We start from the raw sequence: 13,273 nt of genomic DNA, 5'->3' as shown, positions 1-13,273 counted from the left end.
GAGGGGCATGAGGGAACATGCCTGGATCACCGAGTCGGCCCACACCACGCTGGAGGGACGGCTGCTCTACGTGCGCTGCGCGCAGTGCGGGACCCGCCGGATGGATCTGCAGGGGCATCCGGAGCAGCCGCCGTCCGCCGCCAGCCGGTCCGTGGCGTCGCTCGGCGCCGCCTGTGCGCCGGCGTCCAAGCCCTGTGCTCTGAATCACTAGGGCAGCCGGGATCGCCGGAGGAGAGTCGAGGGGAGACGTGGCCGGGCCGCCGGTACTGGGCAGCACGGGGGCCGGCCGCCGCGGCAGGCGAGGGCGCCCGCCGCGGCACACCCTCACTCATCGAGACAGCGGAGGACACAGCATGGAAGAGCAGCAGCAGAGCGTGATCGTCGTCGGCGCCGGATCCGCCGGATCCGTGGTGGCGCGCCGGCTCGTCGACGCCGGAGTCGACGTCACCCTGTTCGAGGCCGGCGGTGAGGACACCAACCCGGCGATCCACGACGTCGGACGCCTCGGGGAGCTCTGGCATAGCCCGGACGACTGGGACTACTACACGGTGCCGATGAAGGGCACCGCCGATCAGGCGATCCACCTGCCCCGCGGCCGGGTCCTCGGCGGCTCGCACGCACTCAACGCGACCATCTGGGTCCGCTGCGCGCCGAGCGACTTCGACGGGTGGGCCGAGCAGTGCGGACCCGAATGGGCCTGGGAGAACGTGCTGCCGGTCTACCGGGCGATCGAGGACTACTCCGGCGGGGCCGACGAGTACCACGGGACCGGCGGGCCCATCCCCGTGGACAACCACTACCAGCTCGCACCGATCCACCAGTCGATCCTCGACGCCGCCGTCGAGTCCGGCGTGCCCTACAACCCCGACTACAACGGCGAGCGCCTCGACGGCGTCTCCAAGGAGCAGGTCAACATCCGCGACGGTGAGCGGATCAACACCTGGAAGGGCTACCTGAAGCCGGTCCGCGACCGGCTGCGGATCGTCACCGGAGCGGAGGTCCAGTCGGTGATCGTCGAGGACGGCGCCGCGGTGGGGATCCGCTACCGCCTGGACGGCGAGACGGCCGAGGCGCGGGCCGACCGGGTGGTGCTGGCGGCCGGGGCGCTCGGCTCGCCGCAGATCCTCCTGCGCTCCGGCATCGGGCCGGCGGCCGAGCTGGCGGCGGCCGGCGTCGAGCCCGTGCGGGACCTGCCCGGCGTCGGCAAGAACCTGCACGACCACCTGCTGGCCCCCGTCATCGGGCGGACCACCGCCCGGGACATCGAGGCGCCGCTGGCCGGCGTCTCCGTCACGCAGACGCACCTGTTCGCCCGCAGCCGCCCGGACCTGGACGCCCCGGACACGCAGCCCATCTTCTTCTCCGTGCCCATGTACTCGCCCGGCATGGAGCCGGTGGAGGGCACGGCGTTCACGCTACACTCCGGGATCGTCTCGCCGCGGAGCCGCGGGGAGATCCGGCTGACCGGGCCGGGCCTGGACGACCCGGCCACGATCGACCTCGGCGCCCTCTCCGATCCCGCCGACGTCGAGGCGCTCCTGTTCTCCCTCAAGCAGTGCCGCGGCATCATGCGCCAGCCGGCGCTCGCCGAGGCGTGGGGCGCCGTCGAGGCCTACCCGGGCCCGGGCGTGCAGACGGACGAGGAGCTGGTGGACTACATCCGGCGCAACGCCGTCACCTACCACCACCAGGTGGGCACGTGCCGGATGGGGACGGACGACGACGCCGTGGTGGACCCGCGGCTGAACGTGGTCGGCGTCGAACGCCTGAGCGTGGTGGACGCGTCCATCATGCCCACCATCACCACCGGCAACACCAACGCACCGTCCATCCTGATCGGCGAGAAGGGTGCGAAGTTCCTGCTGGAGGAGCTGGTCGGGGCGAGCGCGGCCGTGGGCGAGATCGGCACTTACGCATAACCCTCCGTCTCGACTCTTATGAGTAACGTGGTTACTCATAAGAGTCGAGACGGAGGGTTATGGGAAACGGACCAGCGTCGCCAGAAGCGGCCCCGTGGCCTGCTCTCGAGTACGAGGAGCAAGTCTGGACCCCATCGACCACCTGGGGACTGCGGGCGGCGGACGCCGGCCGACTCGAGGAGCCGTACCTAGCGGCCGTGCCGCCCCTGATTGCAGACGCGGTGCCCCATCCCAGCGCGGAGGCGATGGAGTCGGCGCGCCGGGCCGAAGCCGAGCTGAGCCGATTCGATGCCGAGCTGGGCGATCGGATCGGTGCATTCGCGCCCATCCTGCTGAGGTCGGAGGCCGCCTCGTCGTCCCAAATCGAGAATCTGACCGCGAGCGCGCGTGCAATTCTCAACGCAGAGCTAGGCGTCACCGGGAAGCGGAACGCACTCGAGATCGTGGCCAACACCCGTGCTATGCAGGCGGCGATCCGCCTGGCGGAGAGTATCTCCGCGGAGACGATCCTGGAGATGCACGCGGTCCTGATGGCCGAGTCAACGGCTCACCGTCCGGGCCAGTGGCGGAACGAGCCGGTCTGGACCGGGACCCGTAGCGACTCGCCGGTGGGTGCCGAGTACGTCGCGCCGCGCCACGGGCGGGTGCCGGAACTGGTCGACGACGTCGTCTCCTTCCTGCGTGCGGAGGCCGTGCCACCGCTCGTCGCCGTCGCCGTTTCCCACGCCCAGTTCGAGACCATCCACCCCTTCTCGGACGGCAATGGCCGCACCGGCCGTGCACTGGCTCAGGCGGTGCTCCGTCACCGCGGGGTGACGCGGAATATCGCGGTACCTGTCTCGGCCGGTCTGCTGGCCAACGTCGAGGGATATCACCAAGCGCTCACCGAGTACCGGTGCGGGAATGTCTCGCCGATCGTGGAGGCCTTCGCCGCGGCCTCTCTGCGCGCGATCGGCAATGCCCGCCAGCTGGTCCAACAGGTGCAGAGCATCCGGGACTCGTGGCCCCAGCGCCTGAAGGTGCGCAGGAGCAGCAACGCCTGGCGGTTGTTGGACGTCATCGTGCGTCGGCCCGTGCTGACCGCGGCGGTCGCGGCCGAGGAACTGGGCGTGCAGACGCCGAACATCTATCCCGCGCTTCGGGCCCTGGGCGAGGCCGGGATCCTCAGGAAGAAGGACGAGTACCGGTCGGGGCCGTTCTGGAGAAGTGACGAGGTCCTGCACGCCGTCGATGCGTTCGCGGAGCGCGCCGGCCGGCGCTCGGCCTGATCGATGGTCGGGCTCGCGCTCGATTCCCCGTCCAGGGCAGCGCATCATCCGGGCGTCCCAGCGGCCACCGCGTTCCGCCGTCGGAGAAGTCCTGCGGGGCCGCGGCACCAGCGCCTACGATTGAGTGACGCGGTTCACGCCGTTCTTCACACGGAGCGCGTGGGCGCGGTACATTCGTAGCAAGTAAATGAATCAACTTCATTTCAACGGCTCGACGCCGGACGGCACGCCACCAGATCTCATCCGTGATCGCGGCCGGCCCGGCAGTAGGAGAGGAACACACATGACGACAGCGACCGCACTGCGGTACCAGATCCTGAACCCGGCCACCGGCCAGGTCGAAGAGACTTTCGAGACGGCCACCGACGCCGACGTCGCGGCCGCCCTCGACGCCACGCAGGCCGCCTACGCCGAGTGGGGCGCACGCCCGATGGCCGAGCGCGTGGCCGTGGGCCAGCGGATCGCCGAGCTGTTCTACGAGCGCAAGGACGAGCTCGGCCGGATCGCCACCCGCGAGATGGGCAAGCCCCTCTCCGAGAGCATCGGCGAGGCCGAGTTCTGCGGCGACATCTTCAAGTACTACGCGGACAACGCCGAGAAGTTCACCGCGGACCAGGAGATCGAGTCCACGATCGGCGGCAAGGCGGTCATCCAGCGCCGGCCCGTCGGCCCGCTCCTGGGCGTCATGCCGTGGAACTACCCGTACTACCAAATCGCCCGCTTCGCAGCGCCGAACCTGATGCTCGGCAACACCATCCTGCTCAAGCACGCGGAGACCGTGCCCGGCTCCGCGCTGGCGATGCAGAAGCTGCTCGACGACGCCGGGCTCCCGCAGGGCGTCTACCAGAACCTGTTCGCCACGCACGACCAGGTCGCGGACATCATCGCGGACCCGCGCATCCAGGGCGTCTCCGTGACCGGCTCCGAGCGCGCCGGCTCCGCGATCGCCTCCCTGGCCGGCAAGCACCTGAAGAAGTCCGTCATGGAGCTCGGCGGGTCGGACCCGTTCGTGGTCCTCGACGCCGCCGACGTGAACGAGGTCGTCGAGACCGCGTGGGCCACCCGCATCGAGAACACGGGCCAGGCCTGCAACTCCAACAAGCGCATGATCGTGGCCGAGGGCGTCTTCGACGACTTCGTCGCCGGCCTGGTGGAGAAGGCCCAGGGGCTGACGCCGGGCGACCCGGCCGAGGAGAAGGAGGGCACCTTCGCCCCGATGTCCTCGCGCGCGGCCGCCGAGAAGCTGCACGAGCAGGTCCAGGACGCCGTCTCCAAGGGCGCCACCCTCCACGTGGGCGGCGAGCTGCTGGACGGTCCGGCCAGCTACTACTCGCCGGCCGTCCTCACGGGCATCACGCCGGAGATGCGGGCCTTCAAGGAGGAGCTGTTCGGCCCGGTGGCCGCCGTGTACAAGGTCTCGGACGACGACGAGGCGCTCCAGCTCGCCAACGACACCCCGTTCGGCCTGGGCGGCAGCGTCTTCTCCACCGACACCGAGCGCGCCCGCCGGGTCGCGGAGCGGCTCGAGGTCGGCATGACCAACGTCAACGCCCCCAGCGCCGAGTCCTTCGAGATGCCGTTCGGCGGCGTGAAGCGCTCCGGCTTCGGCCGCGAGCTCGGCCCGCTGGGCATGGACGAATTCGTCAACAAGCGCCTGCTCTACATCGCCGACTGATACCCGGCACCACCGGCACGACGCGAGGAGGGCCTCCGGACCAGGCATGCGGTCCGGAGGCCCTCCCTCTGTGCTGGACGGGCCCGTCCTAGGAGTCGAAGCCCATCCCCACCGCGTCCATCGCGCGCAGCCACGGGCCGCGGCGCCCGCGGTTCCGGTCGGAGCGGATCATGGCGGCCGTCGTCGTGCGGATCCCCAGCCAGGCGAGCGGCTCCGGCGGGAAGGGGATCGGCTTCTTCCGCACGATCTCCAGCTCGGTGAGCTCCGTGCGCTCGCCGGAGAGCAGGTCCAGCATCACGTTGGCCGCGAAGCGGGTCGCGCCCACGCCGAGGCCGGTGAAGCCGGCGGCGGAGGCCACGCGCCCGCCGCACGTGAGGTCGAAGAAGCTGAAGAAGCGGCTGCACGTATCGATCGCCCCGCCCCAGCTGTGCGTGAACCGCACGTCCGCCAGCTGCGGGAAGATCGCCGCGAAGTGCTGCGCCAGGCGGCGGGCGGTCGCCGGCGAGTGCTCGTACTCCCGCCGCAGGGTCCGCCCGAAGTGGTAGTGGGCATCGTAGCCGCCCACCAGGATGCGCAGGCCCTCCGGGGTGTCGATCGGCCGGATGTAGTGGAAGCGGCTGTTCATGTCCGCCAGCCCCTCCCGGCCGGCCCAGCCGATCGCCGCCTCCTGCTCGGGCGTCAGCGGCTCGGTGACGATCGCGTGGTCGTAGACCGGCACCGTGTACCGGCGCAGCCGCCGAATCAGCGAGGGGAACACGTTGGTGGCCAGCACCGCTTGCTGTGCCACGACGTCGCCGCCGTCCGTGCGCAGGCGGACCGGCCGCAGCCCGTGGGCCCGCGGTTGGTCCAGCCCGCGAACCGGGGTGTGCTCGACGATCCGCACGCCGGCCTCCAGCGCGGCCCGCCGCAGGCCCCACGCCAGCCGGGTGGGGTGCACGATCGCCGAGGCGTCGGGATCGAACAGGCCCGCCAGGTACAGCGGGCTGTCCACCCGGGCCCGCAGCGCCGCGCCGGTGAGGACCTCCTGGCCGGTGCCGGAGGCCTCGGCCCGCAGCTCGTCCACCTGGTGCGGCTCCGAGGCGAGGATCAGCTCGCCGCTGGCCCGGTAGTCGGCATCGATCCCGTACCGCTCGATGGTGGCGGCGATCTCGCGGGCGTTGGCCGCGCCGAGCTGCCGCAGGCGGGCGTTCTCCGACGGCGCGTGCTGCTCGCCGTTGGAGTCCCCGTGGGTCAGGCTCGGCTCCAGGAAGCCCCCGTTGCGGCCGGAGGCGGCCCAGCCGCAGCGGGCGCCCTCCAGCAGCAGGACGTCCCGGTCCGGGTCGCGCTCCTTCGCCATCAGGGCGGTCCACAGACCCGTGTAGCCTCCGCCCACCACGGCGAGGTCCGCCGTATTGGCCCCGGGCCCGGCCTGCGCCCCCGGTGCCCCGAACGCGGGGAGGGCCTCCGGGGCCTCGGCCGTGTCCCACCAGTAGACGGACTGCCGGGCACCGGCCAAGTTGCGCGCGGCGAGCGCCTCGGGGACCTGCCGCTCGGCCACGTCGAAGGCCGTCTCGTGCGGGCCCCGCAGCCAGGCGCGCACCCGGGACCGGGGCGTCGGCTTCAGGCCGGCCGACCCGGCCGACCCGGCCGACCCGGCCGACCCGGCCGCCGGTCCCGTGCCGGTCCTCTCAGTGCCGGCGCCTGTCGGGAAGTCGGTGCTCACGCGCTCGCCCCTACAGCCGGGCCCAGGCTTCGGTGAGCACGCCGCGCAGGATCTGCTCGATCTCGTCGAACTCGCCCTGGCCGATCGTCAGCGGCGGCGCCAGCTGGATGACGGGGTCCCCGCGGTCGTCTGCGCGGCAGTACAGTCCGGCGTCGAAGAGCGCGTGGGAGAGGAAGCCGGCCAGCAGGTGCTCAGACTCCTCCTCGGAGAAGGTCTCCTTGGTCTTCTTGTCCTTGACCAGCTCGATCCCGTAGAAGTAACCGGTGCCGCGCACGTCGCCGACGATCGGGAGGTCGGAGAGCTTGGAGAGCGTCGCCTTGAAGGCGGGGCCATTGTCCTTGACCCGCTGGTTCAGCCCCTCGCGCTCCATGATGTCCAGGTTGGCCATCGCGACGGCGGCCGAGACAGGGTGCCCGCCGAACGTGTAGCCGTGCAGGAATGTGGTGTCGCCCTTGGCGAAGGGCTCGAACAGGCGGTCGGAGGCGATCATCGCGCCGATGGGGGAGTAACCGCTGGTGAGCCCCTTGGCGCACGTGATGATGTCCGGCGTGTAGCCGAAGTCCTGGCACGCGAACATGGAGCCGATCCGCCCGAACGCGCAGATGACCTCGTCGGAGACCATGAGGACGTTGTACTCGTCGCAGATCTCGCGGACCCGCTGGAAGTACCCCGGCGGGGGAGTGAAGCAGCCGCCGGCGTTCTGGACCGGCTCCATGAAGACGGCCGCCACCGAGTCCGGCCCCTCGAACTCGATGGCCTCGCGGACGCGCTCCGCGGCCCACAGGCCGAACGCCTCCTCGTCGTCCGCGAATCGCTCCGGGGCGCGGTAGAAGTTCGTGTTGGGAACCCGGAAGGTGCCGGGTACCAGCGGCTCGAACGGCGTCTTCATGCCGGGCAGCGAGGTGATCGCCAGAGCGCCCTGCGGGGTGCCGTGGTAGGCGAGCGCGCGGGAGATGACCTTGTACTTCCCGGGGTTGCCGGTGAGCTTGTGGTACTGCTTGGCCAGCTTGAACGCGGACTCCACGGCCTCGCCGCCGCCGGTGGTGAAGAAGACGCGGTTCAGGTCGCCCGGCGTGTACTGGGCGAGGCGCTCGGCCAGGTCGATCGCCGGCTCGTGGGCGTAGGACCAGAGGGGGAAGAAGGCGAGCTTCTCGGCCTGCCTGCGCGCCGCCTCGGCGAGCTCGGCCCGGCCGTGGCCCACCTGGGCCACGAAGAGCCCGGCGAGGCCGTCGATGTAGCGGCGTCCGGCGGCGTCGTACACGTGGTGGCCCTCCCCGCGCACGATCGTCGGGACGCTGCCGCCCTCGATCAGCGGGGAGTGCTTGGCGAAGTGCATCCACAGGTGGTCGCGGGCCGCCTGCTGCCGGTCCGTCCCGCGGGGCGTGGTGCCCGGCGCCGTTGTGGCTCCGGCGGCGTTCCCCGCGGTGGTGCCGGTGATTCCGGTGGTTTCTGCGATGGTCATTGGGTACCCCAGTCGTATTCCTGTTTGCGGAGGGAGAGGTAGGTCAGCGTCTCCGAGGACGCAACCCCCTCGATCTGGCGGATGGTGTTGATGGTCTCGAGCAGATCGTCGTCGTCCGTGCAGACCACCTCGGCCAGGATGTCGACCCGGCCGGCCGTCACGAGGCAGTAGTCCACGTTGGGGAGCTCGGCCACGCGGTCCGCGGTGGCGGTGAGGTCCCCGTGGCTCTGGATCAGGACCATGGCCTGCCGGGTGAAGCCCAGCTGCATCGGGTCCGTGACGGCGACGATCTTCATCACCTGTGCGTCGATGAGTTTCTGGATCCGCTGCCGCACGGCGGCCTCGCTCAGCCCGACCACCTTGGCCACGGCAGCGTAGGACTGGCGCCCGTTGCGCTGGAGCTCCTCGATGATCGCCCGGGAGATCTCGTCCTGGACCAGGAGCTCGGCATGGGACTGCACGGCGTCGCGAGTCACGTCAGTATCACCTTCTCGTGCTGTGCGGCCGTCGTGCCGCGGGGAGGCGGGGGCCGCCGGTTGTGAGGTCGACCATAGTGGCCTGATGCCCGATTGAAAAGGGAAAGCGAGGCTGGAATGGGGAATTCCGACTGAATCAGTTGCGAAACGGAGAATTTACACACGGAACCCTTGTCCAGGACTCGAGGCGGTGGCAGGATGTGGGACACATCACATCAGGCCGTACTGCACGTCCGCACTGCAAGACCGCCAAGACCGCATCACACCGACGCACCGCACCGCACCGACGCACCGCACCGACGCACCACGAGGAGCCGCATCATGGCACCGCAGCCTTTCAACCGCCGCCGCCCGTCCCACGATCCCCGTCTCGATCGTCTGGTCTCCGCCCAGCTCAGCCGCCGCCGGCTCCTCGGCGGGGCCGGCGGCCTGGGCCTGGCCGGTCTGCTCGCGGCCTGCGGGACCTCGGGGGCGAGCACGGGAGGCGGGTCCTCGGCCGCCGCGCTGACGCCAGCCCAGGACGTCTCCGCCGACGAGGCGGTGGTGAACTGGGCGAACTGGACGCTCTACCTCGACTACGACGACGCCACGAAGACCTACCCCAGCCTCGAGGAGTTCATGGCGCAGTCCGGCCTGACCGTCAACTACTCGGAGGACGTGGACGGCAACGACTCCTACTACGGCAAGGTCCAGGCGCAGCTGGCCCGCGGACAGGACATCGGCCAGGACATCGTCACCCTGACCGACTACATGGCCGCACGCCTCATCCGGCAGGGCTACACGCAGGAACTGGACCGGGCCAACATCCCCAACGCGGAGAACCTGCTGGCCAACCTGCGGGACGTCGACTTCGACCCGGGGCGGAAGCACTCCCTCACCTGGCAGTCCGGCTTCGCGGGCATCGCCTGGAACAAGGAGAAGGTCCCCGGCGGGCTCAAGTCCGTCTCCGATCTCTGGAGCCCGGAGCTGAAGGGGCGCGTCGAGGTGCTGGACGAGATGCGGGACACCATGGGCCTGCTGATGCTGGAGCAGGGCGTGGACATCGCCGGCGCGTGGGGCGCCGACGAGTTCGGGAACGCCGCGGACCTGCTGGCCGAGCAGATCTCCTCCGGGCAGATCCGCCAAGTCAAGGGCAACTCCTACAAGGAGGACCTGGTCTCCGAGGACGCGCTCGCCGTCATCGGCTGGTCCGGGGACATCACCCAGCTCAACTTCGAGGAGGGCGACAAGTGGGAGTTCGCCATCCCGGAGGCCGGCGGGACGCTCTGGAGCGACAACCTGCTGGTCCCCATCGGCGCGCCGCACAAGGCCAACGCCGAGCAGCTGATGAACCACTACTACGACCCGCAGGTCGCGGCCACCGTCGCCGCCTACGTGAACTACATCTGCCCCGTCGAGGGTGCCCGCGAGGCGATGGAGGGAATCGACCCCACGCTCGTGGACAACCCCCTGATCTTCCCCACGGAGGAGTTCATGTCCAACGTCAGCATCTTCCGCACCCTGGACTCGGACGAGGAGGCGGAGCTCTCCGCGATGTTCGCCGAGACCATCGGAGTCTGAGCATGGCCGTGATGCAGAAATCGACGCGACGGACGCAGGAGGAGGCGGCCCAGGGCATGAGCGCAGAAGCAGTCCAGGCCGGGGCGGCCGTCGGCAGCGGCGGGGCGGTCCCGGGGGCCTCCGGCGGCGCCGACCTGGTGATCGAGCACATCAGCAAGCGGTTCGCCGGTTTCACCGCGGTGGACGACCTGTCGCTGACCATCCCGTCCGGCTCGTTCTTCGCCCTCCTGGGCCCGTCCGGCTGCGGCAAGTCGACGACGCTGCGCATGGTCGCCGGCCTCGAGCAGCCCTCCGCGGGACGCCTGCGCATCGGCGACGAGGACGTCACGGACCTGCCCTCCCACCGGCGGCCCGTCAATACGGTCTTCCAGTCCTACGCGCTCTTCCCCCACCTGTCCGTCCTGGACAACGTCGCGTTCGGCCTGAAGCAGCGTAAGGTGCGCGACGCCGTCGCACGCGCCAAGGAGGCCCTCGAGCTCGTGGAGCTCGGGCATCTGGCCGGGCGCCGGCCCGCGCAGCTCTCCGGGGGACAGCAGCAGCGCGTGGCCCTGGCCCGGGCCGTGGTCAACAAGCCGCAGGTGCTGCTCCTCGACGAGCCGCTCGGGGCCCTGGACATGAAGCTGCGCCGGCAGATGCAGGTGGAGCTGAAGCAGATCCAGACCGAGCTCGGCCTGACGTTCGTGCACGTCACCCACGACCAGGAGGAGGCCATGACCATGGCCGACGTCGTGGCCGTCATGCACGAGGGGCGGATCGAGCAGATGGGCGCCCCGCGCGAGCTCTACGAACTGCCGCGGACGGCCTTCGTGGCCAACTTCCTGGGGAAGTCCAACCTGATGCGCGGCCGCGTGGTGGGCCGTGACGGCGACTACCTGCGGGTGGAGGCGGCCGGCGGCGTCCAGCGGCTGCGCGCGGACCGCGCCGTCGCGCACGAGGGCGCCGTGCTCCTGGGCGTCCGGCCGGAGAAGATGCGCCTCTACACGGCCGGCGAGGAGCAGGTGCCCGAGGGGCACAACCGCCTCGACGGGACCATCGTCGACGCCTCCTTCACGGGCGTCTCCACCGAGTACCTCGTCGACGTCCCCGGCGTGGGCGTTGTCGGGACCTTCACGCAGAACATGGGGCAGGCCACCGGCCGGGCCGGAGACCGGGCGGTGATGTGCTGGGACCCGGACTTCACCTTCGGCCTCGCGGGCGAGGACGACGTCGCGGCGGGCGCGGCGGAGCGGGACGCATGAGCACCCCGGCCGTCCGGCGGCCCCGGCCGAAGCGGCCCGAGCCCGCCGCCGAGCTTTCCGCCACCGAGCGGCGGGCCGAGAGGGCGCGGGGACGGATCGGCGTCGGGCTGATCGTGCCCGGCTTCGTCTACCTGCTGCTGTTCTTCGCGGCGCCGGTGTTCGTGCTGCTGGCGATGTCCCTCTACGCCAAGCCGCCCGGTGCGGAGACGGGTGTCTTCGTCCCCGCGTTCGAGGTCTCCAACTACACCGAGGCCCTCGCCGCGTACTGGGTGCCGCTGTTGAGGTCCTTCCTCTTCGCCGGCATCGCGACCGTCCTCGCCCTGCTCATCGGCTACACCATGGCCTACCTGGTGGCGGTCCGGCTGCGTCAGCACAGGCTGCTGGCCTCGATCCTCCTGGTCATCCTCATCGCCCCCTTCTTCTCCAGCTTCGTGCTCCGCACGCAGGCGTGGAAGCAGATCCTCTCCGACGAGGGATTCGTGGTGGAGGCCCTGCGGTTCATGGCGATCCTGCCGGAGGACGGGCGGCTCACGGCGACGTCCGTCGCCGTCGTCGCGGGCCTGACCTACAACTTCCTGCCGTTCATGACGCTGCCGATCTACGCCAGCCTGGAGCGGCTCGACGTCCGGCTGCTCGAAGCCGCCGGCGATCTGTACGCCTCGCCGCTGACGGCCTTCCGCAAGGTCACGCTGCCCCTGTCCATGCCCGGGGTGTTCGCAGGCACCCTGCTGACCTTCATCCCCGCCTCCGGCGACTACATCAACGCATCGATCCTCGGGAACAACCGGGACACGGCCATGATCGGCCAGGTCATCGACTCGCGCTTCTTCAAGATCGTCGACTACCCGACGGCCGCGGCCCTGTCCGCCATCCTCATGGTGGTCATCCTGATCCTGGTGATGCTGTACATCCGCAGGTTCGGCACCAAGGAGCTGTTCTAGATGCGCCTGAAGCAACGAATCGGCCGCTGGCTGGTGCCGGTCCTCGGAGGACTGGCGTTCGTGTACCTCCTGGTCCCGATCGCCTACATCTTCGCGTTCTCCTTCAACGACGCCGGACGGACCAACCTCACGTGGCAGGGCTTCACCCTGGCCAACTGGAGGAACCCGTGCGGGGCGCCGAACATCTGCGACGCGCTGGGCAACTCATTGTCCGTGGCCCTGGTGGCGACCGTCATCGCGACCGTGCTGGGGACGGCGATCGCGCTGGGACTCGCCCGCTACAAGTTCCGGTTCCGGAAGCTCGCGGACATCCTGATCATCCTGCCGCTGGCGACGCCGGAGGTGGTGCTGGGCGCCTCGCTGCTGGCGCAGTTCCTGAACATCGGATGGCAGCTGGGCTACTGGACCGTGGTCCTGTCCCACGTCACGTTCTGCATGGCATTCGTGGTGGTGACCGTCCGGGCGCGCGTCTCGGCGCTGGATGGCCGGCTGGAGGAGGCCGCCGGCGACCTGTACGCGTCGCCGCGGGCCACCTTCTGGAAGGTGACGTTCCCGTTGCTCCTGCCGGGGATCGTCGCGGCCGCACTGCTCAGCTTCGCGATGAGCTTCGACGACTTCATCATCGCGAACTTCAACTCCGGCAGCTTCGATACGTTCCCGAAGTTCATCTATGTGGCCGCCACGCGCGGCATCCCCGCACAGGCCAACGTGATCGGCTCGGGGATCTTCCTCATCGCGCTGGCGATTGTGATCGTCGGGACCGTGGTCTCCTACCGCCGGCAGAAGGCGCTCGCAGCGCGGTAGGGAGTCTGTCCGGCGCGGCCGGTCAGGCCACCCGAGCGCCGTGGCTCCTACAGCGAGGCGTCTCGATCGGGGCCGGAAGCGTCGAAGTCGGTGCTGATCACGTCTCGATTGCGGAGCCGGCGGAGCAGTTCGACGACGGCACTGGCGAGGGCCAGGACGAAGAGGACTGCAACGATGACGATCACGATCTGATAGAGCTGCATCTCTGCTCCAGATGTTGGTGGTCCG

Annotated in this window: 12 protein-coding genes; 8 read left to right on the top strand and 4 right to left on the bottom strand. The window is 70.1% G+C overall.

What is annotated here, in order from left to right:
- Positions 1-7: 7 nt before the first annotated feature.
- The 4 genes from ABD784_RS13510 to ABD784_RS13495 all read left to right on the top strand — a co-directional run bounded on the left by ABD784_RS13510 (position 8) and on the right by ABD784_RS13495 (position 4,862).
- Complete coding sequence (locus ABD784_RS13510) at positions 8-211, top strand: hypothetical protein (protein ID WP_344885759.1); 204 nt, start codon at positions 8-10, stop codon at positions 209-211.
- A 142-nt stretch (positions 212-353) separates the two neighbouring features.
- Positions 354-1,919: a GMC family oxidoreductase gene (locus tag ABD784_RS13505; RefSeq protein ID WP_344885756.1), complete on the top strand. Its 1,566-nt coding sequence runs from the start codon at positions 354-356 to the stop codon at positions 1,917-1,919.
- A gap of 197 nt (positions 1,920-2,116) precedes the next feature.
- The gene (locus tag ABD784_RS13500) at positions 2,117-3,187 is read left to right on the top strand and encodes a Fic family protein (protein ID WP_344885753.1); all 1,071 of its coding nucleotides are present in this window, start codon (positions 2,117-2,119) and stop codon (positions 3,185-3,187) included.
- A 283-nt stretch (positions 3,188-3,470) separates the two neighbouring features.
- Entirely contained in the window at positions 3,471-4,862 is a 1,392-nt protein-coding gene (locus ABD784_RS13495; protein WP_344885750.1) for an NAD-dependent succinate-semialdehyde dehydrogenase, read from the top strand.
- Positions 4,863-4,950: 88 nt separating this feature from the next.
- Here ABD784_RS13495 and ABD784_RS13490 read toward each other — a convergent pair whose 3' ends face one another.
- From ABD784_RS13490 to ABD784_RS13480, 3 genes are all read right to left on the bottom strand, one after another.
- Positions 4,951-6,399: an NAD(P)/FAD-dependent oxidoreductase gene (locus ABD784_RS13490; RefSeq protein ID WP_425582992.1), complete on the bottom strand. Its 1,449-nt coding sequence runs from the start codon at positions 6,397-6,399 to the stop codon at positions 4,951-4,953.
- Between the two features lie 175 nt (positions 6,400-6,574).
- On the bottom strand, positions 6,575-8,026 hold the full coding sequence (locus ABD784_RS13485) for an aspartate aminotransferase family protein (protein WP_344885744.1): 1,452 nt from the start codon (positions 8,024-8,026) through the stop codon (positions 6,575-6,577).
- On the bottom strand, positions 8,023-8,502 hold the full coding sequence (locus ABD784_RS13480; protein ID WP_344885741.1) for an Lrp/AsnC family transcriptional regulator: 480 nt from the start codon (positions 8,500-8,502) through the stop codon (positions 8,023-8,025). Before ABD784_RS13480 ends, ABD784_RS13485 begins: the two co-directional genes overlap by 4 nt.
- Before the next feature lie 321 nt (positions 8,503-8,823).
- Between ABD784_RS13480 and ABD784_RS13475 the strand changes: the two genes are divergently transcribed.
- From ABD784_RS13475 to ABD784_RS13460, 4 genes are read left to right on the top strand one after another with little or no spacing between them, the layout of a single operon-like run.
- On the top strand, positions 8,824-10,062 hold the full coding sequence (locus ABD784_RS13475) for an ABC transporter substrate-binding protein (protein ID WP_344885738.1): 1,239 nt from the start codon (positions 8,824-8,826) through the stop codon (positions 10,060-10,062).
- Between the two features lie 56 nt (positions 10,063-10,118).
- On the top strand, positions 10,119-11,300 hold the full coding sequence (locus ABD784_RS13470) for an ABC transporter ATP-binding protein (protein WP_344885735.1): 1,182 nt from the start codon (positions 10,119-10,121) through the stop codon (positions 11,298-11,300).
- Positions 11,297-12,241 (top strand): ABC transporter permease, encoded by a 945-nt coding sequence (locus ABD784_RS13465; RefSeq protein WP_344885732.1) that lies wholly within the window; start codon positions 11,297-11,299, stop codon positions 12,239-12,241. The genes ABD784_RS13470 and ABD784_RS13465 overlap by 4 nt, the downstream gene beginning before the upstream one ends.
- Positions 12,242-13,045, top strand: a complete 804-nt coding sequence (locus ABD784_RS13460) for an ABC transporter permease (protein WP_425582985.1) — start codon at positions 12,242-12,244, stop codon at positions 13,043-13,045.
- 47 nt (positions 13,046-13,092) lie between these two features.
- Here the strand turns inward: ABD784_RS13460 and ABD784_RS13455 are convergent, their stop codons facing one another.
- Complete coding sequence (locus ABD784_RS13455) at positions 13,093-13,248, bottom strand: hypothetical protein (RefSeq protein ID WP_344885729.1); 156 nt, start codon at positions 13,246-13,248, stop codon at positions 13,093-13,095.
- Positions 13,249-13,273: the final 25 nt, after the last annotated feature.

Source organism: Zhihengliuella alba, assembly GCF_039538765.1.
In the GTDB taxonomy this organism is placed as follows: domain Bacteria; phylum Actinomycetota; class Actinomycetes; order Actinomycetales; family Micrococcaceae; genus Zhihengliuella; species Zhihengliuella alba.
Note: the sequence above shows the minus strand (reverse complement) of the source record. Positions and strands in the feature narration are given on the sequence as shown.